This window comes from Rathayibacter sp. Leaf185, from assembly GCF_001423885.1.
GTDB lineage: Bacteria > Actinomycetota > Actinomycetes > Actinomycetales > Microbacteriaceae > Rathayibacter.
Window position 1 is genome coordinate 63,633 of record NZ_LMPP01000001.1, and the last position, 20,792, is coordinate 84,424.

The following is a 20,792-nucleotide window of genomic DNA, read 5'->3' on the forward strand; positions in this document are numbered from 1 at the left end:
CCTCGCGTCACCTCGCGAACGACACTGCCGCCGTCTCCTCCGGGACGGCGGCAGTGTCGTTCGCGGGGCCTCCCCACCGTCCGCACCACCACACGAACGGCGCAGCATGTCCGGCTCCCTCAACATCACCTCCGCCACCGTCGACCCGGCGCTCCTGGATCTGCCGTGGGCTCTGCGGCTGAACGACTGGCCCGACGAGTACATCGCCGCACTGCCCAAGGGCATCTCGCGGCACACCGTCCGCTTCGCGCACCTCTCGGGGCACGTCGTCGCCGTCAAGGAGACGACCGCCGAGATGGCGCGTCGCGAGTACGAGATGCTCAAGACCCTCCAGCGCCTCGACGTCCCGTGCGTCGTCCCCGGCGCGGTCATCACCAACCGGAGCGACGACGAGGGCGGAGAGCTGCCCGCCGTCCTCGTGACGCGGCACCTCAAGTTCTCGCTCCCCTACCGCGCGCTGTTCTCGCAGACGCTGCGCCCCGACACGGCGACCCGCCTCGTCGACGCGCTCGCACTGCTGCTGGTGCGGCTGCACGTCATCGGGTTCTTCTGGGGTGACGTCTCGCTCTCGAACACCCTGTTCCGGCGCGACGCCGGCGCCTTCGCGGCCTACCTGGTCGACGCCGAGACGGGTCAGCTCTACACGGGGGGCCTCTCGAACGGCCAACGCGAGAACGACCTCGAGATCGCCCGCGTGAACATCGCCGGCGAGCTGCTCGATCTCGAGGCGGGAGGTCGCGTCGACGACGACCTCGACCCGATCACGGTGTCCGACGGCATCGTCGCGGCCTACCGCAGCCTCTGGAAGGAGCTGACCGGCGTGGAGTCGTTCGCGACCTCGGAGCGCTGGCGCATCAACGACCGCGTGAACCGCCTGAACGACCTCGGCTTCGACATCGAGGAGCTGGCGATCAAGACCGATGAGGCCGGTTCGACCGTGCGGATCCAGCCCAAGGTCGTCGACGCCGGTCACCACCAGCGCCGACTGCTGCGCCTGACCGGTCTGGACGCGCAGGAGAACCAGGCGCGCCGCCTCCTGAACGACCTCGACTCGTACACGGCGACCTACGACAAGCAGGGCCTCGATGAGGAGATGGTGGCGCACGAGTGGCTCGCGCAGGTGTTCGAGCCCGTCATCCGCTCGATCCCCCGCGATCTGAAGGGGCGGCTCGAACCGGCGGAGATGTTCCACCAGCTGCTCGAGCACCGCTGGTTCATGTCGCAGCAGCAGGCCCGCGACGTGCCGCTGGCGGAGGCGGTCACCGCCTACGTGAACGACATCCTCCGTCACCGCCGCGACGAGGCGACGATCATCGCGCCTCCGACCGAGGCTCTCACTCTCCCCAATCTCGTCATCGACGAGGCGGGCGACGCCGAGCTGACCGACGAGGACTCCGACGTCGACTGGACGAAGAACGTCTGACCCTCTGAACGCCGAAGGGCTCGTCCGGATCACTGATCCGGACGAGCCCGTCCTGCTGTCCCACCTCGCGCCCCGGCGAGGTACCCGGTGCGGTGAGCTGCAAGGCGGAGGAGGGAGCGATACCGGAGGTATCGCGACCGACGACAACGCCGCAGATCGCCGTACCGGGCGCCTCGCTATTCGGAGGTGGAGCGGCGCTTCGAGATCTCGTAGAGCGCGACGGACGCCGCGATGCCCGCGTTGAGCGACTCCGCTGCCGAGCTGATCGGGATGGAGACGATCGCGTCGCACTGCTCGGCGACGAGGCGGGACAGCCCCTTTCCCTCGCTGCCGACGAGGACGAGCAGCGGCCGGTCGGCCAGCTCGAGGCCCGGCAGCATGACGTCGCCGTCACCGTCGAGGCCGATCACGAAGACGCCCTCGCGCTTGTAGTCCTTGATCATCTGGGTGAGGTTCGCGGCCATCGCCACGGGAACACGCGCCGCGGCTCCCGCCGACGTCTTCCACGCGGCCGAGTTGAGGCCGACCGAGCGACGCTGGGGCACGATGACGCCCTGGCCGCCGAACGCCGCGACGGAGCGGATGATCGCACCGAGGTTGCGCGGGTCGGTGATACCGTCGAGCGCGACGAACAGGGGCACGAGGCCTCGCGAGACGCTCTTCTCGAGCAGATCGCTGGGGTGCGCGTACTCGTACGGCGGCACCTTGAGCACGAGACCCTGGTGCACCGAGTCGGGGCCGGCGAGCCGGTCGAGCTCGGGGCGCATGACCTCGAGGACGGGGAGGCCGCGCGCCGTCGCGAGCTTCATCGCCTCCTTGACCCGGTCGTCCATCTCGATGCGGGTGGCGAGGTAGAGCGTCGTCGCCGGGATCTTCGCCCGAAGCGCCTCGAGGACGGAGTTGCGGCCCGTGACCATCTCGGACTCGTCGCCGCTCTTGGGCTTGCGGGGCCCGGGCGAACGGCCCTGACCGCGCGCCGCGGCCGACAGCGCACTGCCCGGGCGCCCCTTGCCTCCGGCCGCGACGAAGCGCTCGCGCGCCGCCTTGGCCTTGCCCGCGGGGTGGTACGGACGGTCCTCGGCCTTGGGGGTCGGCTTCTTGCCCTCGAGCGCCTGGCGGCCCTGGCCACCGGAGCCGACGGCCTTGCCCCTGCTCTTCTTCCTGACCGCGCCGGGGCGGTTGTCCTTATTCGCCATCGAGACTCCAATGTGCACCCGTCTGGGTGTCTTCGATCGTGATTCCCGCCGCGGCGAGATCGGTTCGGATGCGGTCGGCGGCGGCCCAGTCGCGCTGCTCTCGCGCGGTCTGGCGGTCGGCGACCAGCCTGTCGACCAGGACGCTCAGCGCCCGGTAGGTCGGCTCGTCGTCGGCGCGCGCCCACTCTGGCGCCTCCGGATCGATGCCGAGGACGGACGCCATCGCGAGCACCTGGGTGCGCAGCGAGGACACCGTCCCGAGGTCCTCGGCGTCGAGGGCGGCGTTGCCCGCCCTGACCGTCTCGTGCAGGACGCCGATGGCCTGCGGGACGGAGAGGTCGTCGTCCATCGCCTCGGCGAACGCGTCGGGCACCACCGGGTCGCCCAGGGAGGCGAAGCGAGTCCCCTCGAGGCGTCGGCGCGAGCGGTCGAGGAAGCCCTCGATGCGCTCGAGCGCCGCCTCCGCCTCCTCGAGCGCGCCGTCGTGGAACTCGAGGGTCGACCGGTAGTGCGCGGAGCCGAGGTAGTAGCGCACGACGAGCGGGCGCGCCGAGTCGAGGAGCTCGGAGGCGAACACGGAGTTTCCGAGCGACTTGCTCATCTTCTGGCCCGTCACCGAGACGAGGCCGTTGTGCAGCCAGTAGCTGGCGAAGGCGTAGCCGGCCGCGCTCGACTGGGCCAGCTCGTTCTCGTGGTGCGGGAAGCGCAGGTCGAGCCCGCCTCCGTGGATGTCGAACTGCGTGCCGAGGTACTTGGTCGACATGGCGGAGCACTCGATGTGCCAGCCCGGACGCCCGGCGCCCCACGGGGAATCCCAGGAGGCCGACGCGGGCTCGTCGGGCTTGATGCCCTTCCACAGGGCGAAGTCGTGGGGGTCGCGCTTGCCGCGCGGATCGGCGTCGGTCGCCGCCTCCATGCTCTCGAGGCGCTGGTGGGTGAGCGAGCCGTAGTCGGGCCACGAGCGGGTGTCGAAGTAGACGTCGCCGGAGACGTCGGGCGCGGGGTAGGCGTGGCCCAGCTCGACCAGGCGCTGCACCAGGGCGATCATCTCGGCGATGCTCGCGGTCGCACGCGGCTCGTAGGTGGGGGGCAGGATTCCGAGAGCGTTGTACGCGGCCGTGAACTCGAGCTCGACGCGGTAGGCGAGCGCCCACCACTGCTCGGACGCGGCACCGACGGGCGCCGCGATGCGCGCTGCCTCCGCGATCGCCAGGATCTTGTCGTCGATGTCGGTGACGTTGCGCACGAGCGTGACCCGGAAGCCACGGTAGTGCAGCCAGCGGCGCAGCTGGTCGTAGACGAGCGCCGAGCGGAGATGCCCGATGTGCGGAGAGGACTGCACCGTGGGTCCGCAGACGTACATCCCGACCTCGTTCGCGCGGAGGGGGGTGAAATCGACGAGGGCCTGGGCCTTCGAGTCATGCAGTCGCAGAGTCACGGTGGGGAGTTTACCGGGCGGACGCCCTGCGGCCCGGCGGCGCTGCCCGCCTGGGGATCAGACCCGCGGCGCGGGGCTGGGGAGGACGAGCGCCGTCGCCACAGCGGTCACTCCCTCCCCGCGACCGGTGAAGCCGAGAGCATCGGACGTCGTGGCGGCCACGCTGACCGGAGCGGCGAGCAGCGCGGAGAGGAGCGCCTGCGCCTCCTCGCGTCGCGGAGAGAACTTCGGCCTGTTGCCGACCAGCTGGACCGACACGTTGCCGATCGTGAACCCGGCCGCCTCGACCAGCTCGCGGGTCGCACGGAGGAACACATCGCCGTGGGCGTCGCGGAACCGCGGATCATCGGTGCCGAACCGGGAGCCGATGTCGCCGAGCCCGGCCGCCGACAGGAGGGCGTCGCAGATCGCGTGGGCGACGGGGTCGCCGTCGCTGTGGCCCGAGAGCCCGCGCTCCCCCGGCCAGTGCAGACCGGCGAGCCGGAGCGGCGACGCGTCGTCGAAGGCGTGCACGTCGATCCCGACGCCCACCCGCGGGACGGTGCTCGAGGCGGAGGGCGCGAGCAGCTGCTCCGCGCGCGCCAGATCCCACGGGGTCGTGATCTTGAAGGCCAGGGCGTCGCCGGCGACGACGACGGACGGGTGGCCGTGGGCGGCGAGCAGGGCCGCGTCGTCGGTGAACTCGCGCTCGGCGGCGGCGTACGCCTGGTCGAGCAGGACACGCGGGAAGCCCTGCGGAGTCTGCACGGCGGCGAGCTCGGAGCGGTCGACGGTGTCGAGGATCGTCCCTGCCGCGTCCACGCGCTTGATGGTGTCGGTCACGGGGAGACCAGGGACGACTCCGCCGCCCGACTCGTGGACCGCGGTGATCACCCGCTCGAACTGGCCGACGGGCGTCAGCGCCCGCGCCGCATCGTGCACGAGGACCGTCCGGACGGAGGGGACGAGGAGTGCGAGGCCCCGGGCGACCGAGTCCTGGCGGGTCGCGCCTCCTGCCGTGACGGTGACGGAGTCGACGGCGCGTCCCGCCGCGGCGGCGCAGAGCCGCGTGGTCTCGTCGACCAGCTCGAGCGGCGCGACGACGACGATCTGCACGGGCTCCGACAGGGTGAGGACGGTGCGGAGGCTGCGCTCCAGAATGGTCACGCCGGCGCACTCGACGTAGGCCTTCGGACGCTCCCGTCCGAGGCGGGTCCCGCTCCCCGCGGCGACGATGACGACGGCGGCGCTCGGCGCCAGGAGCGCCGTGGCGGGGTCGACCTGCATGCGTGACGTCCTCTCAGCGCTGGGCAGAGTAGCACGGGGCTCCGCACCGACGGCAGCCTCGGCGGGCATGGGCGGCGGCCTGGCTACGCTAATCTGGTGTCCGGCTCCCGCTCCGTGGATCAGCCCTGTCCGGGGCGAGCAGGGCCGACGATCTGGAGGTATCCGTGAAGGCCCGTATCGCTGCATCCGTCGTTCTCGCGGTCGGCGTCGCCCTCGCAACCGCCGGCTGCAACCTCGTCGCCCCGCAGGCGACGCGCAATCTGTACGACCCGAGTGACGGAGTCGGTGCCACCATCGGCGATCTGGCCCTCCGCAACGCGTTCATCGTCTCCGACGACGGCGAGCTGGGCACCCTGGTCGTGACCGTCGTCAACTCCGGCGACGAGACGCAGACCCTCGAGGTGCAGTACGAGTCGACCACCGGTCGCACCGACGCCGAGGTGTCCGCCGTTCCCGGCAACACCGAGGTCGGCCCGCAGAAGGACGCCTCGGTGACCATGTCGGATCTCGACACGATCCCGGGCAGCCTCCTCCCCGTCTACTTCCAGTACGGGTCCGAGGAGGGCAAGGAGCTGCTGGTGCCGGTCCTGACCTCCGCCCTCGAGTCCTACGCGACCCTCACCCCGGCCCCTTCGGCCACCCCGACGCAGACCGCCACGCCCGACCCGGCGAACACCGCCCTGCCGACCCCCACGACCGAGCCCGGCAACTCGATCGAGCCCTCGAACGAGTAGTCCGCAGCCTCACGCCGAAGGGCCGTCCGCTTCAGCGGGCGGCGCTTCGGCGTGCGGCAGGCGGCTCACCCTCGAAGGGACGTGGCTCTCGACACGCCCCTGCAGGCCTACTCGACCAGCAGGCAGGCGCCGCGCCCTTGACCACTGCTCGTCGCGCAGCGACGGCCCCGTGAGCCCTGCTCGTCGCGCAGCGACGGCCCCACCTCAAGCCGCACGTCTCTACGACGGCGTGCTCACGCGAATCCTTCTGCAGGAGGGGATCGCGGGTCCTGGTGGGGGCAGGTGCAAGGCGGAGGAGGGCGCGATACTGGAAGTATCGCAATCGACGACAACGCCGCAGATGCCCCCACCAGGGCCCGCGATCAGGGCCCGCGATCACGCGTCGAAGCGGTAGCCGAGTCCGCGGACAGTAACCAGGAGCGTCGGCTCCTTCGGGGTCTTCTCGATCTTGGAGCGGATGCGCTTCACGTGGACGTCGAGTGTCTTGGTGTCGCCGAAGTAGTCGCTGCCCCAGACGCGGTCGATGAGCTGGCCGCGGGTGAGGACGCGGCCGGCGTTCCGCAGGAGCATCTCGAGGAGCTCGAACTCCTTGAGGGGCATGGGCGTCTCGACTCCGTCGACCTCGACCGTGTGGCGTTCGATGTCCATCTTGACGGGGCCGGCGACGACGATGCGCTCCTCCCCCGGGTCCTCGGTGCGGCGGCGGAGGACGGCGCGGATGCGGGCGAGCAGCTCGCGGGTCGAGTACGGCTTGGTGACGTAGTCGTCGGCTCCGAGCTCGAGCCCGACGACGATGTCGACCTCGGAGTCCTTCGCGGTCACCATGATGATCGGGATGGAGGACCGGGTGCGGATCTCGCGGCACACCTCCGTTCCCGGCATGCCGGGCAGCATCAGGTCGAGCAGGATCAGGTCGTAGTCGCCCTCGTCGAAGGCGGCGACGGCGCGAGTGCCGTCCTCGGCGACCGTCACGTCGTAGCCCTCTCTTTCGAGCAGGTAGCTGAGGGGCTCGCTGAGTGCGCTCTCGTCCTCGACGAGCAGGATGCTGGTCACGCGGTGTCTCCTATCGGTGCCGTCGACGCGTAGGGCGTCCGGGCCGGGTCTACTTCGGGAAGTCGGATGGTGAAGGTGGAGCCGCGGCCGGGCTTGGACCAGACGCGGACGTCGCCGCCGTGGTTCTGCACCGCGTGCTTGACGATGCTGAGGCCGAGGCCGGTGCCTCCGGTGTGCCGTGATCGCGCCTGGTCGACGCGGTAGAAGCGCTCGAAGACGCGGTCGAGGTCCTCCTCGGGGATGCCGATGCCCTGGTCGGTGACGGCGATCTCGACGACTCCCCCGGTCGCCCGCACGCCGACCCCGACGCGGGAGCCCGCCGGCGAGTACTGGATGGCGTTCGCGAGCAGGTTGTGCAGCGCCGAGACGAGCATCTTCTCCTGGCCGGCGACGTACGCCTTCTTCATGCCGCCCTTGACCAGGGTCACGTCGTGCGACTCCGCCATCACGTGCGTCGTCTCGAGTGCTGCGACGACGATGTCGTCGACGCGGACGACCTCGGCGGTGCCCGCGACGTCGGTCGACTGGAGCCGCGAGAGCTCGATGATCTCGCGGGTGATCTTGGCGAGGCGGTGCGACTCCTGGGTGAGACGGTGCGCGAAGCGGCGGACCTGCGCCGGATCGTCGGCGGCGGAGTCGAGTGCCTCGGCGAGCAGGCCGACCGCGCCGATCGGAGTCTTCAGCTCGTGGGAGATGTTGGCGACGAAGTCACGCCGGACCGCCTCGAGCCGACGGGCCTCGGTGTGGTCCTCGGCGATCACCAGAACGAAGCGCGAGCCGAGCCGCGTGGCGTGAACCACCAGGGTGACGGCCGCGTCCGAGAGGGGGCTGGTCGACAGCTCGAGATCCTGCTCGATGTCGTCGCCGAAGCGCCGTACCCGGTCGACGATGGCGACGAGATCGGGGTGCAGCAGGATGTCCTGGTTCACGAGCCCCAGCGAGATCGCCCTCGTCGAGGCCTTGAGGACGTTGTGCGAGGGGTCCGTCACGAAGGCGGGTGCATCGATGGCGTCGATGATGGCGCCGATCCCCTCGGGGAGTCCGACCGCCGCGACCTCGGCCGCGGCCCTGCCCTGGCGAGCGGCGAGCGTGACGACGACGGTCATGGCGACGCCGATGGCCAGCCCGAGCACGAGCGCCAGAACAACGAACAAGCCCGTATCCACGGACCCAGGCTAGCCATCCACCGACCGTCTCCCTACCGGACGCCGACCGACCGGCTGGCGGTCGAGTACTGTTCAAACCCCCGGCACCGTCCGTTAACCTGCCGTGGTCATCATGGCTGCGCTTGCGCCGATTCGGTGCAGGCGCAGTGTCGTGCGTGGTGCGCGACGCAAACCCGGCATCGGCCTCGTGCGTGCCGCAGAGAGGGTCGATCAGAAGATGCGCGAAGTTTTCCAGCAGGAGCTTGCTGAAGTCCAGGACCGCCTCGTCGAGATCTCCGGCCTCGTCGAGATCGCGATCGAGAAGGCGACGCAGGCGTTCAACCACTCCGACGTCGCCCTCGCCGAAGAGGTGATCGCCAACGACGACCGGATCGACCAGCTCGCGATCAACCTCGACGAGCTCGCGATCGACATCCTCGCCCGTCAGGGACCGGTCGCCCGCGACCTGCGCACCGTCGTCTCCGCGCTGCGCATCAGCGCTTCGCTCGAGCGGATGGGCGACATCGCCGAGCACATCGCCCAGCTCTCGCGCTACCGCTTCCCCGACAAGGTGGTGCCGAAGAGCCTCCGCCCGACCTTCGTCGAGATGGGGCGCCTCGACGTCGTCGTCGCGCACAAGCTCACCGAGCTCCTCCGCTCGCAGGACCCCCGCATCGCGGAGGAGATCCGCGACGAGGACGACAAGATCGACGAGCTGCACGTCAGCGTCTTCGACAAGGTGCTGAGCGAGGCGTGGAAGGGCCAGGCCGCCGACACCGTCGACGCCACGCTCGCCAGCCGCTACCACGAGCGCTTCGCCGACCACGCCGTGTCGATCGCCAAGAAGGTGCAGTACTTGATCTCAGGCGACTACGCCTGAATCCATTCGTCGATATCGCGCGAAGCGCGATATCGACCGCAGTCGGCTGTCCAGCGGGGTCGCGAACCGCAGAGCGGGTCACGAACGGCTACGCCGAATCGCTCGCACACGATTCGCCGGTTCGCCTACTCCCTGGTGTAGAGCTGTACGGCACCGATCGTCCGGCGTGGAGCGCTCTTAGGCTGCCGCACGGGAGAGCGCTGCTTCGGCTCGTCAGAAACGCTTCGGCTGGCAGGAATCGTCTCATCCTGCGAGCCGAAGGCGTTCCTGAGTGCCGGGGATCGCAGGCGACGACGTACGGCTCGTGCGCTGTGCTTCGGCTCGTCGGAATCGGTGATTCCTACGAGCCGAACGTGGTTTCACGAGCCGGAGGTGCTCCGACACCGGGCGCAGACGCGGACGGCCCGCGAGAACCGGGGTTCTGCGGGCCGTCCGACGGGGTGAGGACTACTTCTTGGCGCCCTGGGCGGCGACGGCAGCGGCACCCGCGGCGGCCGCCTCCGGGTCGAGGTAGCGGGCCGGCTCGGTCGGCTCGAAGTTCTCGTCAAGGGTGTAGACGAGCGGGATCCCGGTCGGGATGTTGAGCTCGGCGATGTCGGAGTCGGAGATGTGGTCGAGCGTCTTCACCAGGGCGCGCAGCGAGTTGCCGTGCGCGGTGATCATGACGGTCTTGCCCGCGACGAGGTCCGGCTTGATGTCCGACTCCCAGTACGGGAGCATCCGCTCGATGACCAGCTTGAGCGACTCGGTGCGCGGGAGGTCGTCGCCGAGGTCGGCGTAGCGCTCGTCGTGGGCCTGCGAGTACTGGTCGTCGTCGTCGAGCGGGGGCGGCGGCACGTCGAACGAGCGGCGCCAGGTCTGGAACTGCTCGGGGCCGTACTCGGCCAGGGTCTGCGCCTTGTCCTTGCCCTGCAGCGCGCCGTAGTGGCGCTCGTTGAGGCGCCAGGAGCGCTTGACGTCGATCCAGAGGCGGTCGGCGGTCTCGAGGGCGATGTTCGCCGTCTGGATGGCGCGGGTCTGGCGGGAGGTGTAGACGATGTCGGGGTGCAGCCCCGCCTCGCTCAGGAGCTCGCCGGCGCGGGTCGCCTCGGCGATGCCCTGCTCGGTCAGTCGCACGTCGACCCAGCCGGTGAACAGGTTCTTCTGGTTCCACTCGCTGTTGCCGTGGCGCACGAGGATGAGGGTGTAGGTCTCGGACATGCGCCCAGTGTAGAGGTGGCCCCTTTCGCGCGCGGATACGCTGGGCGGCATGCCGATCGGAGCCGTGACCCGCGGGACGACGGGCACCAATCGGCTCCGCAGGGTCGACCGCTGGATGGCCGAGCTGCCCGTCCTGCGCGGCACCGCCGACCCGCTCGTGGTCGACCTCGGGTTCGGTGCGAGCGCCGTCACCACGCTCGAGCTGCACCGCCGGCTCGTCCGCGCCGCTCCGGGAGTCGAGGTCGTCGGCCTCGAGATCGAGCCGGCGCGGGTGACCACCGCTCGCGAGCAGCTCGCACGAGTCAGAGCCGGAGGCACCGCGTTCCCGAGCGACGCGCGTGTGCGCTTCGAGCGGGGCGGCTTCGAGATCCCGCTCGCGGCCGGGCGGCGGGCGAGCTCGATCCGCGCGTTCAACGTGCTGCGCCAGTACGACGAGTCGGCCGTCGCGAGCGCCTGGCGGGTGATGATCGAGCGGCTCACGCCCGACGGCCTGCTCGTCGAGGGGACCTGCGACGAGATCGGGCGGATCTGCACCTGGATCGCGATCGGCCGCGACGGGCCCCGGTCACTGACACTGTCACTCCGTCTCGGCGCCGTCCCCTCGCCGATGATCGCCGCCGAGCGCCTTCCGAAGGCGCTGATCCACCGCAACGTCCCGGGAGAGCCGGTGCACGCGTTCCTCCAGGCACTCGAGCGGGCCTGGACGCTGAACGCTCCGCTCGCGGTGTACGGACCGGCTCAGCGCTGGCAGGCGTCGGTCAGCGCTCTCCGCGCCGAGTGGCCGATCCTCGACGGGCCGCGGCGGTGGCGGCTCGGGGAGGTGACCGTCGCGTGGAACGCAGTCGCGCCCGCGGGCCCGGCCCCGTCACTCCTGTGACCGCTCGCATCGGAGGCGATCGCCCGCATCCGCGGTGACCACTCGCGTCAGCGCAGCTCGGGGAGCGCCGCTCGCGCCTCGGCGGGGTTGGTCCCCGCGGCCGTGAGCAGGTCGACGACCAGCGGCCGGAGGATGACGAGGAGCGTCTTCTCGGCCAGCCGCGCCTCGGGGATCAGCTCCTGCGGGTCGAGCGTCGTCGCCAGCAGCACCAGATCCTGACGGGCGAGTGCCAGCACGGAGGCGTCGCTCAGGGAACGCCCGAGCAGGGAGATCCCCGGCCCGAACGACGCCACGACAGCGGCCAGCGCCGGGCGCGGGACTCCGTCGCCGACGAGGAAGTCGGAGCGCCGGGCGACGATCCGGAGGTTGCGGGTCGCGAGGTCGAGGGCGGCCAGCATCGCACGCTGCCGCTCGAGCTCGCCGCGATGGCGTCGGACGAACGGCGAGATCCGGGCGACTCCGAGGGCCGACTCGAGCGCGGCCGACCAGCCGTCGATGGTCGGCTGCGTCGAGCGGATGCGCTCGAGAGCTGCTCGGGAAGCGGCGCCATCACCGTCGCGGAGCGCCTCGGTCAGGCCGTCGATCGTCGCGGTCAGGGCGGCGACGAGGCGCCGGGCCTCCGCGCGAGCCGTACGGAGGGGGCTCCGCGGCACGATCGCGGTGCAGAGCAGCGCCGCGAGACCGCCGACGAGACCGTCGAGACTGCGGGTGAACACGCCTCCGTCCGGCGCCGGCAGGACCATCACGAGCATCGCCTGGGTGCCCGCGGCGACCGCGAATCCCGGAGAGGGGGACAGGGCCCGCCCGACCGTGAAGACGACGGCGAGCACGACCGCCAGCTGCCAGACGCCGGTACCCCACAGCAGGAGGAGCACCTCGCTGGCAGTGATGCCGATCAGCATCCCGACGGCCGTCTCGGCGACCTGCTTCGGACGGGTGTCGCGCGCGATGCCGAGACTCGAGATCGTCGCCGTGAGCGAGAGGACCGGAGCAGGATGCCCGAAGACGAAGCGAGACACCGAGTACGCGAGGATCGCGGCGAGCACGATCTGCAGCACCGCGGGCAGGGAGGCGGCGGCCCGCGCGAGCCCTCGGCCCGGGCGGAGTCCGTCGATGCTGATGAGCCGCCGGAGCCGCTCGGCCGCCCGATCCGGCCTCGCGGATCCTGCGGCCACCACGGCGTGGCCTACCTGGACTTCGCTCCGAGTCGGGGCAGACGGGGCACTCCCGCCTCCGCTCCGGCTCCGGGCGGGACGACGACCTCCTGCGACGCGGCGACGAGGACCTCGCCCGCGATCACGGTGAGCTCGTGGTCGACGGGCACCGAGCGCTTGATCACCGCGAGTGCGATCGGGCCGTCCTCGAAGTGCCAGGCACTCGAGGTGACGGCGCCGACCTCGACGGGCTCGCCGCCCTTCAGCGCGGTGATGACGTCGCCGTGCGCCGGCAGTGCCGAGTCGGAGCCGTCGAGCTGCAGCAGCACCAGGCGCCGCGGCGGGTGCCCGAGGTTGTGGACCTTGGCGACCGTCTCCTGCCCGCGGTAGCAGCCCTTGGCCAGGTGCACGGAGGAGCGCAGCAGATCGAGCTCGTGCGGGATCGAGCGGTCGTCGACCTCGGTCGCGTGTCGCGGACGCCAGGCTGCGATGCGCAGGGCCTCGAGCGCGTCGGACCCCGCGAGGGCGACCCCGGCGTCGGCGGCCCGGGCGGCCAGCTCGGAGAGCACGACTCGCGGCACGAGGGTCTCGCGATAGCGCCAGAGCGCGGCGGGGTGAGCCTCGACCGCTGCGTACTGCCAACCGCCGGGCTGGACGTCGGACCACGGGTCGAGCCAGGCGATGTCGCCCAGCGAGAGGGCGAGGGCCGTGGCGGAGGCGTCGCCCAGCGTCGCGACGGTCGCGAACTCGTCGGTGCGGTCGGCGATCTCGACCCGGAGCATGAAGCGCATCCTGTCGAGCCACGCCGCGAGCCCCGCGGTCTCGTCGCGGTCGAGGAGGAGCCAGGCGGCCTCTCCGTCGTCGACGAAGCGGATCACGTGCTCGATGCGACCGGACGGGTCGAGCAGGAGGGTCTCGGCCGAAGCGCCGGGCGCGAGACGGGCGAGCGACTGGCTGGTCAGCGAGTCGAGCCAGGTGAGGCGGTCCGGGCCGGTGACGGTGACGACTCCGCGACCCGAGAGATCGACGAGAGCCGTGCCCGCGGCGAGGGCGCGCTGCTCGCGGAACGGCTCGCCGTAGTGAGCGGCGACTCCCGGCTCGGCGGGGCTCGCCGTCGCGACGGCTCCGTCGACCGCGAGGAGAGGAGAGGGGGTCGGGTCAGTCGACACGGGCGAGCCTTCCGGAGGCGTGGGTGCGGAGGCCCTGACCGAGCGCGGCGATGTCCCAGGCCCAGAGCAGGTGGTCGTCGACCAGGCCGTAGAGGCGGGTCGCCGCCGCGTAGTCCTTCGCGGCCGCGGTACGCATGACGGCGTCGGTCGCGAGGTCGATGCGCGGACCCTTGACCTGACCGAGGTAGAGCTCGCTCACGCCGTCGGGATGCACGAGCGAGACCTCGATCTCGAAGCCGCCCGCGGCGTTGCGGAGCGTCTCGACCGATTCGGCGTCGGGGAACGCGGGAGCGCCGCGGCCGGGCAGCATCGCCGGACCGGCATCGGCGTCGGTCAGCGGGCGGCTGAGGCGCCAGTAGCCCGTCTCGCTGACGAGGGGGCGGTGGCCGACCCCGTCGCCCTCGCCGTCCTCGATCAGCCAGGTGTACGAGCTGTAGTTGAGGTACGGCAGGCCGTCGTAGCTGAAGCTGATGCGGTGGCCGAACTCGGCCTGGATCGACTCCTCGCCGACGACGTAGTCGACGACCCCCGAGCCCTCCCAGACGCCGAGCAGCCAGGAGAGGGGAACGAGCTCGGACGGGAGGCCCGATGGCAGCGAGATCAAACCGGCTCTGCCCGCGCGACTAGCGCTGGCCGCGGTAGAGCTTGAAGACGACCACGCCGGACACCCACGCGATGGCGAGCGAGGCGAGCCCGAGCAGTCCGAGATAGAAGAGTTCGAGGGCGAGAAGCATGACCCCATCCTATCCGGCGGCTCCGGCACGGAGGCCGGGCGGACCGCAACTCAGCGGGAGGCGATCGCGGCGATCCCGCTGGCGACGCCGACGATCACCAGGGCTCCGACCATGCTCGTCATGGTGCGCAGCAGGTAGCCGGCGGCACGGGCGACCGCGAGCTGCACGGCGAAGGTGGCGAGGACGCTGCCGCCGAAGGTGAGCGCGAGCCAGAGCTGAGCGGATCCATCGGGGGCGACGATCAGAGTGACGACCGAGCCGATGAGGGCGAGCGCCCAGACGATTCCGACGCCCACCCGGTCCCTGCTCATCCGTCAATTGTGCCCCAGGCGATCGGCCCTCCCGGCCCGCCGCTAGGATTGCCGCAGAACAGTTCTGGAGGATCCGTGGCGCAGCTGTTGATACTGACCTCTGCGGGGGGCACTGAGGTACTGCCCGCTCTGGGCCTCCTCAGCCACAAGACACGGCAGATCCCGGCCGAACCCGCGCACCTCGTGAACGCCCCGAGCTGCGACCTCATCTTCGTGGACGCCCGGCAGGACCTCGCCAGCGCGAAGTCCCTCTGCAAGATCCTCACCACCACCGGCATCAACGTCCCCCTCATCCTGATCCTCACCGAGGGCGGCCTGACCGCCGTGAGCGCCGACTGGGGCGTCAACGACGTGATCCTCGACTCGGCCGGTCCCGCCGAGGTCGATGCGCGCATCCGCCTCGTCATCGGGCGGCTCGCGCAGGAGCAGTCCGCCTCGCGGATCCAGGCCTCCGGCGTGGTCATCGACGAGGCGAGCTACTCGGCCAAGGTCCACGGGCGCCCGCTCGATCTCACCTTCAAGGAGTTCGAGCTCCTGCGCTTCTTCGCCACGCACCCGTCTCGGGTGTTCACCCGCGAGCAGCTGCTCAGCGAGGTGTGGGGCTACGACTACTTCGGCGGCACACGCACCGTCGACGTCCACGTGCGGCGCCTTCGCGCGAAGCTGGGCGATCTCGAGTCGCTCATCGGCACCGTGCGCAACGTCGGATACCGCTTCAACGTGTACGAAGAGGACAATGAGCGAGTCGCTCAATCTCTCGGTTGAGAACCTGTCCGACCCGTCCGTGGCGGCCGGACTCGAGCACCTCATCGGCCGGGCCACCTGGTTCGACGAGCAGCCTCCCTTCAGCGACCAGACCCTGGTCGATGCCCGAGCGGGGTCGCGCACGCTGCTGATCGGCCTGCGCGCCGACGTCGTCGTCGCGGCTGCCGTGCTCGGCCAGGGCGAGCTGGAGTTCGTCGTGGATCCGGAGTGGCGGGGCGTCGGTTTCGGCCGGGCGACGCTCGAGCAGGTGCTGGCGAGCGGTCGCACGGGCCTTCTGGCGTGGGCGCACGGCGACCACCCGGCGGCGCGGGCCCTCGCGGCCTCGCACGGATTCTCCCCCGTCCGGACGCTGCTGCACCTGGCGCTGGAGCCGCTCGTCGCGCCCGACGTCGTCGTCCCGGAGGGGTACACGGTCGCGGACGCCCACGATCTCGACCCCGCAGAGTGGGTCGCGCTCAACGCGCGGGTCTTCGCCGCTCATCCGGAGCAGGGTCGGCTCACCGAGGACGACCTCGCCGCCCGCCGGGCAGAGCCCTGGTTCGACGAGGGGGACTTCCTCGTCCTCCGAGACGCGCGCGGCGACCTCGTCGGCTACGACTGGGTCAAGATCGAGCCGGGATCGACGACGGGCGAGATCTACGTGCTCGGCATCGCACCCGAGGCCGCGGGCCGCGGCCTCGGCCGGGCACTCCTCGGAGCCGGCCTCGCACGCATGCTCGAGCGCGGGTGCACCGCCGCAGACCTCTATGTCGAGGCCGAGAACCTCTCGGCCGTCGCCCTCTACCGCTCGCTCGGCTTCACCGACGCCTCCGTCGACGTGCAGTACCTGCAACGGCGCCCGGCGGTCCGCTGACCACGAGGCTCCTCCCCAGGCCGCGTTCACCCCGCATTCACCACCGGCGGCGCGAGGCGGCCGGAGGCGGTGCCAGGATGGTCGCATGGACGGCGACAACCTGATTCTCGAAGACGGTCTGAGCGACGAGCTCGACGACGACTTCGACGACGAGGAGGAGGAGCACTCCGATCCCCTGCTCCCGGACAACCGCTACCTCGATCGCGAGTTGAGCTGGCTGGCGTTCAACCAGCGCGTGCTCGAACTGGCCGAGGACCCGCTGGTACCGGTGCTCGAGCGGGCGAACTTCCTGGCGATCTTCTCCTCGAACCTCGACGAGTTCTTCATGGTCCGGGTCGCCGGGCTGAAGCGCCGCATCCTCACCGGCCTCGCGCTGCCGACCAACATCGGCCGCGTGCCGGTCGATGTGCTGACCGACATCTCCGAGAAGGCGCACCTGCTGCAGCAGCGTCACTCGCGGGCGTTCAAGGACCTCGTCGAGCCGGCCCTGCGCGACTCCGGCATCGACATCGTGCGGTGGAGCGAACTCAGCGACGCCGAGCGCGAGGTGCTCGACGACTACTTCTCGGCCCAGATCTTCCCCGTGCTGATGCCGCTCGCGGTCGACCCGGCGCACCCGTTCCCCTACATCTCGGGCCTCTCGCTCAATCTCTCGGTGCGCGTGCGCAACCCCAAGACGCAGAAGACCGAGTTCGCGCGCCTCAAGGTGCCGCAGATGCTGCCGCGCTTCGTCCGGATCGCCGGCGTCGCGGCACCCGGCGAGCCGATGCGCTTCATCTCGCTCGAGGACCTGATCGCGAACCAGCTCGACGACCTCTTCCCGGGCATGGAGATCCTCGACCACCACGTCTTCCGGATCACCCGCAACGAGGACGTCGAGGTCGACGAGGACGAGACCGAGAACCTCATCAAGGCGCTCGAGAAAGAGCTCCTCCGTCGACGGTTCGGCCCGCCCATCCGCCTCGAGGTCACCGACGACATGGATGACGAGACGCTCGGGCTGCTCGTCCGCGAGCTCGACATCACGACGCAGGAGGTCTACAAGCTCCCCGCGCCGCTGGACCTCGGCGGGCTCTTCAGCCTGCAGAAGATCGACCGGCCCGACCTCAAGTACCCCAATCACGTGCCGACGACGGCCGTGCAGCTCTCACCGAGCGACTCGAACCAGCGGCAGGACATCTTCAAGGCGGTCTCGCGCGGCGACGTGCTGCTGCACCACCCGTACGAGTCGTTCGCGACCAGCGTGCAGGCGTTCCTCGAGCAGGCGGCGGCCGACCCCGACGTGCTCGCGATCAAGCAGACCCTTTACCGCACCTCGGGCGACTCGCCCATCGTCGAGGCGCTGATCGATGCGGCGGAGTCGGGCAAGCAGGTGCTCGCGCTGGTCGAGATCAAGGCGCGCTTCGACGAGCAGGCCAACATCTCGTGGGCGCGCAAGCTCGAGAAGGCCGGCGTGCACGTGGTCTACGGGCTCGTCGGGCTGAAGACGCACTGCAAGCTCGCGCTCGTGATCCGCCAGGAGAAGGGCGGAGTCCTCCGCCACTACTCCCACATCGGCACGGGCAACTACAACCCGAAGACCTCGCGGATCTACGAGGACCTCGGTCTGCTCACGGCCGACGCCGAGGTGGGCAAGGACCTCACCCGGCTCTTCAACGAGCTCTCCGGCTACGCGATCGAGAAGAAGTTCAAGCGCCTCCTGGTCGCTCCGCGCCACCTGCGCAAGGGCCTGCTCAAGCGCATCGACGCCGAGACCGAGAACGCCCGCAAGGGTCTTCCCTCCGGGATCCGCATCAAGGTCAACTCGATCGTCGACGAATCCGTGATCGACGCGCTCTACCGCGCCAGCCAGGCCGGCGTGCCGGTCGACGTCTGGGTCCGCGGCATCTGCGGCCTCAAGCCCGGGCAGGAGGGCCTCTCCGAGACCATCCGCGTGCGCTCGATCCTCGGCCGCTACCTCGAGCACTCGCGGATCTTCAGCTTCGTCAACGGCGGGGAGCCGGACGTCTTCATCGGCAGCGCCGACATGATGCACCGCAACCTCGACCGCCGCGTCGAGGCACTGGTGCGCATCGTCGAGCCCGCGCACCTCGCCGAGATCGACGACATGTTCGTGCGCGCGATGGACGAGAAGACCGCCTCGTGGTGGCTCGGCTCGGACGGCACATGGACACGGCATCACCTCGACGAGGACGGAGCTCCGCTGTCGGATCTCCAGAACCGGTTGATGCAGCACATCTCGCACCGCAAGCGCGCGGCCTCCCGGTCCGCCTCGCGCGTATCGAGCCGCTGACGCCGTGACGGGGACCGTCTTCGCGGCAGGGGCCGTGTGCTGGCGGCTCATCGAGGGGCGCCCGCACATCCTCGTCATCCACCGACCGCACCGGAGGGACGTCAGTCTCCCCAAGGGCAAGGTCGACCCCGGCGAGTCCCTGCCCGAGACCGCCGTGCGCGAGATACGGGAGGAGACGGGGCTCGCCGTCGCCCTCGGCGTGCCTCTCGGCTCGACCGAGTACACCCTCCCGAACGGCCGGCCGAAGGCCGTGTACTACTGGGCCGCGCAGGTCACCGAGAAGGCGGTGCTCGCCTCCGACTTCCTGCCGAACGACGAGGTCGAGGCGCTCGAGTGGGTCACCGTCAAGCGGGCCCGCAGCTACCTGACCTACCCGCACGACGTCGCGATCGTCGACGAGTTCGCCCGGATCGTGACGCGCGGGACCCTCGACACCTTCGCGATCGTCGTCCTCCGGCACGCGAAGGCCGTGCCCCCCTCCTCCTGGGACGGTCGCGACTCGACCCGTCGCCTCAACCGCAGAGGCACCGCCGAGGCCGAAGCGGCCGCCCGCGCCGTCGCCGCCTGGCGCCCGCGACGCCTGATCTCGAGCACGGCTAAGCGCTGCCGCGCGACGACCGCTCCCCTCTCCTCCCTCCTCAAGCGGCCCGTGCGGCTCTCGGACGACATCAGCCAGGAGGCGTTCGAGCGCGGAACGGCCGATGTGCGCACGGTCGTCGGCAAGCGCGTGCGTGCCCGTAAGTCGGCCGTGCTCTGCAGCCACGGCCCGGTCATCCCCGAGATCCTGCGCGAGATCGCCCTCGCGACCGCGACTCCGATCGGCGCCTACCTCGAGGAGGCGTCCGCACTGCCGACAGGCGGGTTCACCGTGGTGCACCTCTCGACCGAGCACCCCGGCTCGGGGATCGTCGCGATCGAGACGCACGCGCCGCTCGCCTGACCGCGCACAGCTGATGCACCGGGAGCGAACTCTGCTCCGCACGCCCGGATCGGGCAACGGGCCACCCCGTCGTTCATCCTGCGTTCACCGAGCGGTCGGTGCCAGGACACGACCCCTCCGTACTCTCGCCTGCGGGCCGCACCAAGCCCTGTTCTGTTTTCCATGCTTTTCTACCCGAAAGGGATACTTGTGCGTTTCTCGCGTCTCGGCCAGGCGGCCGTCATCGCCGCGGTCGCAGCTATCACGCTGACCTCCTGCGCCTCCAACGAGACCTCCGCGGGCGCCGGTGAAGGCTCCGCCTCCGCGTCCTCGCTCTCCGGCACCATCACCGGCATCGGCTCCTCCGCCCAGGGCACCGCGCAGACCACCTGGGCTGCCGCGTTCCAGACCGCGAACCCCGAGGTCACCGTCAACTACGACCCGCAGGGTTCGGGTGCCGGCCGCACCAGCTTCATCGACGGCGCCGCCGACTTCGCCGGCTCGGACGCCGCGCTGAAGGACGAGGAGCTCGCGGGCACCTTCGCCGCCTGCGCGCCCGACTCCAAGCCGATCGACCTCCCGGTGTACATCTCCCCGATCGCGGTCATCTTCAACGTCGAGGGCGTCGACGAGCTCAAGCTCGACGCCGCGACCATCGCCGGCATCTTCAAGGGCACCATCACCACGTGGGACGCTCCGGAGATCACTGCCCTCAACCCGGACGCGACGCTCCCCAGCGCCCCGATCACCTCCGTGCACCGCTCGGACGACTCCGGCACCACGCAGAACTTCACCGACTACCTCGCGGCCACCGCGAGCGACGTCTGGGATGCTCCTGCCGCGCAGACCTTCCCGTACCAGAGCGGTGACGGCGCCAAGGGCACCTCCGGTGTCGTCGACGCAGTCAAGAACGGCACCAACACGATCGGCTACGCCGACGAGTCCGGTGCGCAGGGCATGGACATGGCTCAGCTGAAGGTCGGAGACGCGTTCTCGACCATCTCCGCTGACGGAGCCGCCGCTGTCGTCGCCGCCTCGCCGGTCGCCGAGGGCCGCGAGGAGAACGACCTCGCGATCTCGATCGACCGCACGGGCACCGAGGCCGACGCCTGGCCGATGGTCCTGGTGAGCTACCTCATCGTGTGCCAGGAGTACTCGGACGCCGACAAGGGCGAGGTCGTCAAGGCCTTCGCGTCGTACATCGCCAGCTCGGAGGGCCAGGAGGCCGCCGCAGCCCAGGCCGGCTCGGCTCCCCTGAGCTCGGACCTCGCCGACAAGGTCGCCACCGCGATCGAGTCCATCAAGTAATCCACCGGCCGGGCCCGTCTCGTCGCTTCACGCGCGGGACGGGCCCGGCCTGTGACCGGGGTCCGACCTGCCGC

At 70.6% G+C, this 20,792-nt stretch carries 19 protein-coding genes; 9 read left to right on the plus strand and 10 right to left on the minus strand.

The genetic code is table 11. The features are described from left to right. Positions 1–106 precede the first annotated feature (106 nt). The gene (locus ASG06_RS00355) at positions 107–1,423 is read left to right on the plus strand and encodes a DUF4032 domain-containing protein (protein WP_056036972.1); all 1,317 of its coding nucleotides are present in this window, start codon (positions 107–109) and stop codon (positions 1,421–1,423) included. A gap of 176 nt (positions 1,424–1,599) precedes the next feature. Here the strand turns inward: ASG06_RS00355 and rlmB are convergent, their stop codons facing one another. The 3 genes from rlmB to ispD are packed head-to-tail and all read right to left on the minus strand — an operon-like array spanning position 1,600 to position 5,323. After that, positions 1,600–2,619 carry a 23S rRNA (guanosine(2251)-2'-O)-methyltransferase RlmB gene (rlmB, locus tag ASG06_RS00360; protein WP_056036977.1) on the minus strand — a complete coding sequence of 340 codons (1,020 nt, stop codon included), beginning with the start codon at positions 2,617–2,619 and terminating at the stop codon, positions 1,600–1,602. After that, positions 2,609–4,057, minus strand: a complete 1,449-nt coding sequence (cysS, locus tag ASG06_RS00365; protein WP_056036978.1) for a cysteine--tRNA ligase — start codon at positions 4,055–4,057, stop codon at positions 2,609–2,611. Before cysS ends, rlmB begins: the two co-directional genes overlap by 11 nt. Positions 4,058–4,114: 57 nt before the next feature. Continuing rightward, positions 4,115–5,323 (minus strand): 2-C-methyl-D-erythritol 4-phosphate cytidylyltransferase, encoded by a 1,209-nt coding sequence (gene ispD, locus ASG06_RS00370; protein ID WP_056036980.1) that lies wholly within the window; start codon positions 5,321–5,323, stop codon positions 4,115–4,117. Between the two features lie 164 nt (positions 5,324–5,487). Between ispD and ASG06_RS00375 the strand changes: the two genes are divergently transcribed. Beyond that, positions 5,488–6,057 carry a hypothetical protein gene (locus ASG06_RS00375; protein WP_056036987.1) on the plus strand — a complete coding sequence of 190 codons (570 nt, stop codon included), beginning with the start codon at positions 5,488–5,490 and terminating at the stop codon, positions 6,055–6,057. Between the two features lie 375 nt (positions 6,058–6,432). Here ASG06_RS00375 and ASG06_RS00380 read toward each other — a convergent pair whose 3' ends face one another. After that, positions 6,433–7,110, minus strand: coding sequence for a response regulator transcription factor (locus ASG06_RS00380; RefSeq protein ID WP_056036989.1), 678 nt, complete (start codon positions 7,108–7,110; stop codon positions 6,433–6,435). Next, the gene (locus ASG06_RS00385; protein ID WP_056036992.1) at positions 7,107–8,276 is read right to left on the minus strand and encodes a sensor histidine kinase; all 1,170 of its coding nucleotides are present in this window, start codon (positions 8,274–8,276) and stop codon (positions 7,107–7,109) included. The genes ASG06_RS00380 and ASG06_RS00385 overlap by 4 nt, the downstream gene beginning before the upstream one ends. 217 nt (positions 8,277–8,493) lie before the next feature. On the opposite strand from ASG06_RS00385, the gene phoU reads away from it, so the two are divergent. Then, complete coding sequence (phoU, locus tag ASG06_RS00390; protein WP_056036994.1) at positions 8,494–9,135, plus strand: phosphate signaling complex protein PhoU; 642 nt, start codon at positions 8,494–8,496, stop codon at positions 9,133–9,135. Positions 9,136–9,582: 447 nt separating this feature from the next. On the opposite strand, the gene ASG06_RS00395 is transcribed toward phoU, so the two are convergent. Then, the gene (locus ASG06_RS00395) at positions 9,583–10,335 is read right to left on the minus strand and encodes a phosphoglyceromutase (protein ID WP_056036996.1); all 753 of its coding nucleotides are present in this window, start codon (positions 10,333–10,335) and stop codon (positions 9,583–9,585) included. Positions 10,336–10,384: 49 nt separating this feature from the next. On the opposite strand from ASG06_RS00395, the gene ASG06_RS00400 reads away from it, so the two are divergent. Further along, positions 10,385–11,212 (plus strand): class I SAM-dependent methyltransferase, encoded by an 828-nt coding sequence (locus ASG06_RS00400; protein WP_056036998.1) that lies wholly within the window; start codon positions 10,385–10,387, stop codon positions 11,210–11,212. A 47-nt stretch (positions 11,213–11,259) separates the two neighbouring features. Here the strand turns inward: ASG06_RS00400 and ASG06_RS00405 are convergent, their stop codons facing one another. The 4 genes from ASG06_RS00405 to ASG06_RS00420 all read right to left on the minus strand — a co-directional run bounded on the left by ASG06_RS00405 (position 11,260) and on the right by ASG06_RS00420 (position 14,580). Further along, positions 11,260–12,387: an FUSC family protein gene (locus tag ASG06_RS00405; RefSeq protein ID WP_156697659.1), complete on the minus strand. Its 1,128-nt coding sequence runs from the start codon at positions 12,385–12,387 to the stop codon at positions 11,260–11,262. Between the two features lie 11 nt (positions 12,388–12,398). Further along, the gene (gene ygfZ / locus ASG06_RS00410) at positions 12,399–13,535 is read right to left on the minus strand and encodes a CAF17-like 4Fe-4S cluster assembly/insertion protein YgfZ (RefSeq protein ID WP_056037004.1); all 1,137 of its coding nucleotides are present in this window, start codon (positions 13,533–13,535) and stop codon (positions 12,399–12,401) included. Continuing rightward, entirely contained in the window at positions 13,525–14,139 is a 615-nt protein-coding gene (locus ASG06_RS00415) for an FABP family protein (protein WP_056037007.1), read from the minus strand. Before ASG06_RS00415 ends, ygfZ begins: the two co-directional genes overlap by 11 nt. 180 nt (positions 14,140–14,319) lie before the next feature. Further along, positions 14,320–14,580 (minus strand): hypothetical protein, encoded by a 261-nt coding sequence (locus tag ASG06_RS00420; RefSeq protein ID WP_156465812.1) that lies wholly within the window; start codon positions 14,578–14,580, stop codon positions 14,320–14,322. A 75-nt stretch (positions 14,581–14,655) separates the two neighbouring features. Between ASG06_RS00420 and ASG06_RS00425 the strand changes: the two genes are divergently transcribed. The 5 genes from ASG06_RS00425 (at position 14,656) to pstS (ending at position 20,718) form a co-directional block, all read left to right on the plus strand. Continuing rightward, positions 14,656–15,345, plus strand: coding sequence for a winged helix-turn-helix domain-containing protein (locus ASG06_RS00425; RefSeq protein ID WP_056037016.1), 690 nt, complete (start codon positions 14,656–14,658; stop codon positions 15,343–15,345). Beyond that, positions 15,317–16,198, plus strand: a complete 882-nt coding sequence (gene mshD, locus ASG06_RS00430; RefSeq protein ID WP_056037019.1) for a mycothiol synthase — start codon at positions 15,317–15,319, stop codon at positions 16,196–16,198. Before ASG06_RS00425 ends, mshD begins: the two co-directional genes overlap by 29 nt. Positions 16,199–16,283: 85 nt before the next feature. Further along, positions 16,284–18,491, plus strand: a complete 2,208-nt coding sequence (locus ASG06_RS00435) for an RNA degradosome polyphosphate kinase (protein WP_056037022.1) — start codon at positions 16,284–16,286, stop codon at positions 18,489–18,491. A gap of 4 nt (positions 18,492–18,495) precedes the next feature. Next, a complete protein-coding gene (locus tag ASG06_RS00440; protein ID WP_056037026.1) occupies positions 18,496–19,431 on the plus strand; it encodes an NUDIX hydrolase in 936 nt (311 codons plus the stop codon). Between the two features lie 189 nt (positions 19,432–19,620). Next, positions 19,621–20,718, plus strand: a complete 1,098-nt coding sequence (pstS, locus tag ASG06_RS00445) for a phosphate ABC transporter substrate-binding protein PstS (RefSeq protein WP_056037028.1) — start codon at positions 19,621–19,623, stop codon at positions 20,716–20,718. Positions 20,719–20,792: the final 74 nt, after the last annotated feature.

Coding starts and splice junctions, on each gene's coding strand:
- ASG06_RS00355 (WP_056036972.1), top strand. CDS start 107: ATGTCCGGCTCCCTCAACATCACCTCCGCCACCGTCGACCCGGCGCTC.
- rlmB (WP_056036977.1), bottom strand. CDS start 2,619: ATGGCGAATAAGGACAACCGCCCCGGCGCGGTCAGGAAGAAGAGCAGG.
- ispD (WP_056036980.1), bottom strand. CDS start 5,323: ATGCAGGTCGACCCCGCCACGGCGCTCCTGGCGCCGAGCGCCGCCGTC.
- phoU (WP_056036994.1), top strand. CDS start 8,494: ATGCGCGAAGTTTTCCAGCAGGAGCTTGCTGAAGTCCAGGACCGCCTC.
- ASG06_RS00395 (WP_056036996.1), bottom strand. CDS start 10,335: ATGTCCGAGACCTACACCCTCATCCTCGTGCGCCACGGCAACAGCGAG.
- ASG06_RS00400 (WP_056036998.1), top strand. CDS start 10,385: ATGCCGATCGGAGCCGTGACCCGCGGGACGACGGGCACCAATCGGCTC.
- ASG06_RS00420 (WP_156465812.1), bottom strand. CDS start 14,580: ATGAGCAGGGACCGGGTGGGCGTCGGAATCGTCTGGGCGCTCGCCCTC.
- mshD (WP_056037019.1), top strand. CDS start 15,317: ATGAGCGAGTCGCTCAATCTCTCGGTTGAGAACCTGTCCGACCCGTCC.
- ASG06_RS00435 (WP_056037022.1), top strand. CDS start 16,284: ATGGACGGCGACAACCTGATTCTCGAAGACGGTCTGAGCGACGAGCTC.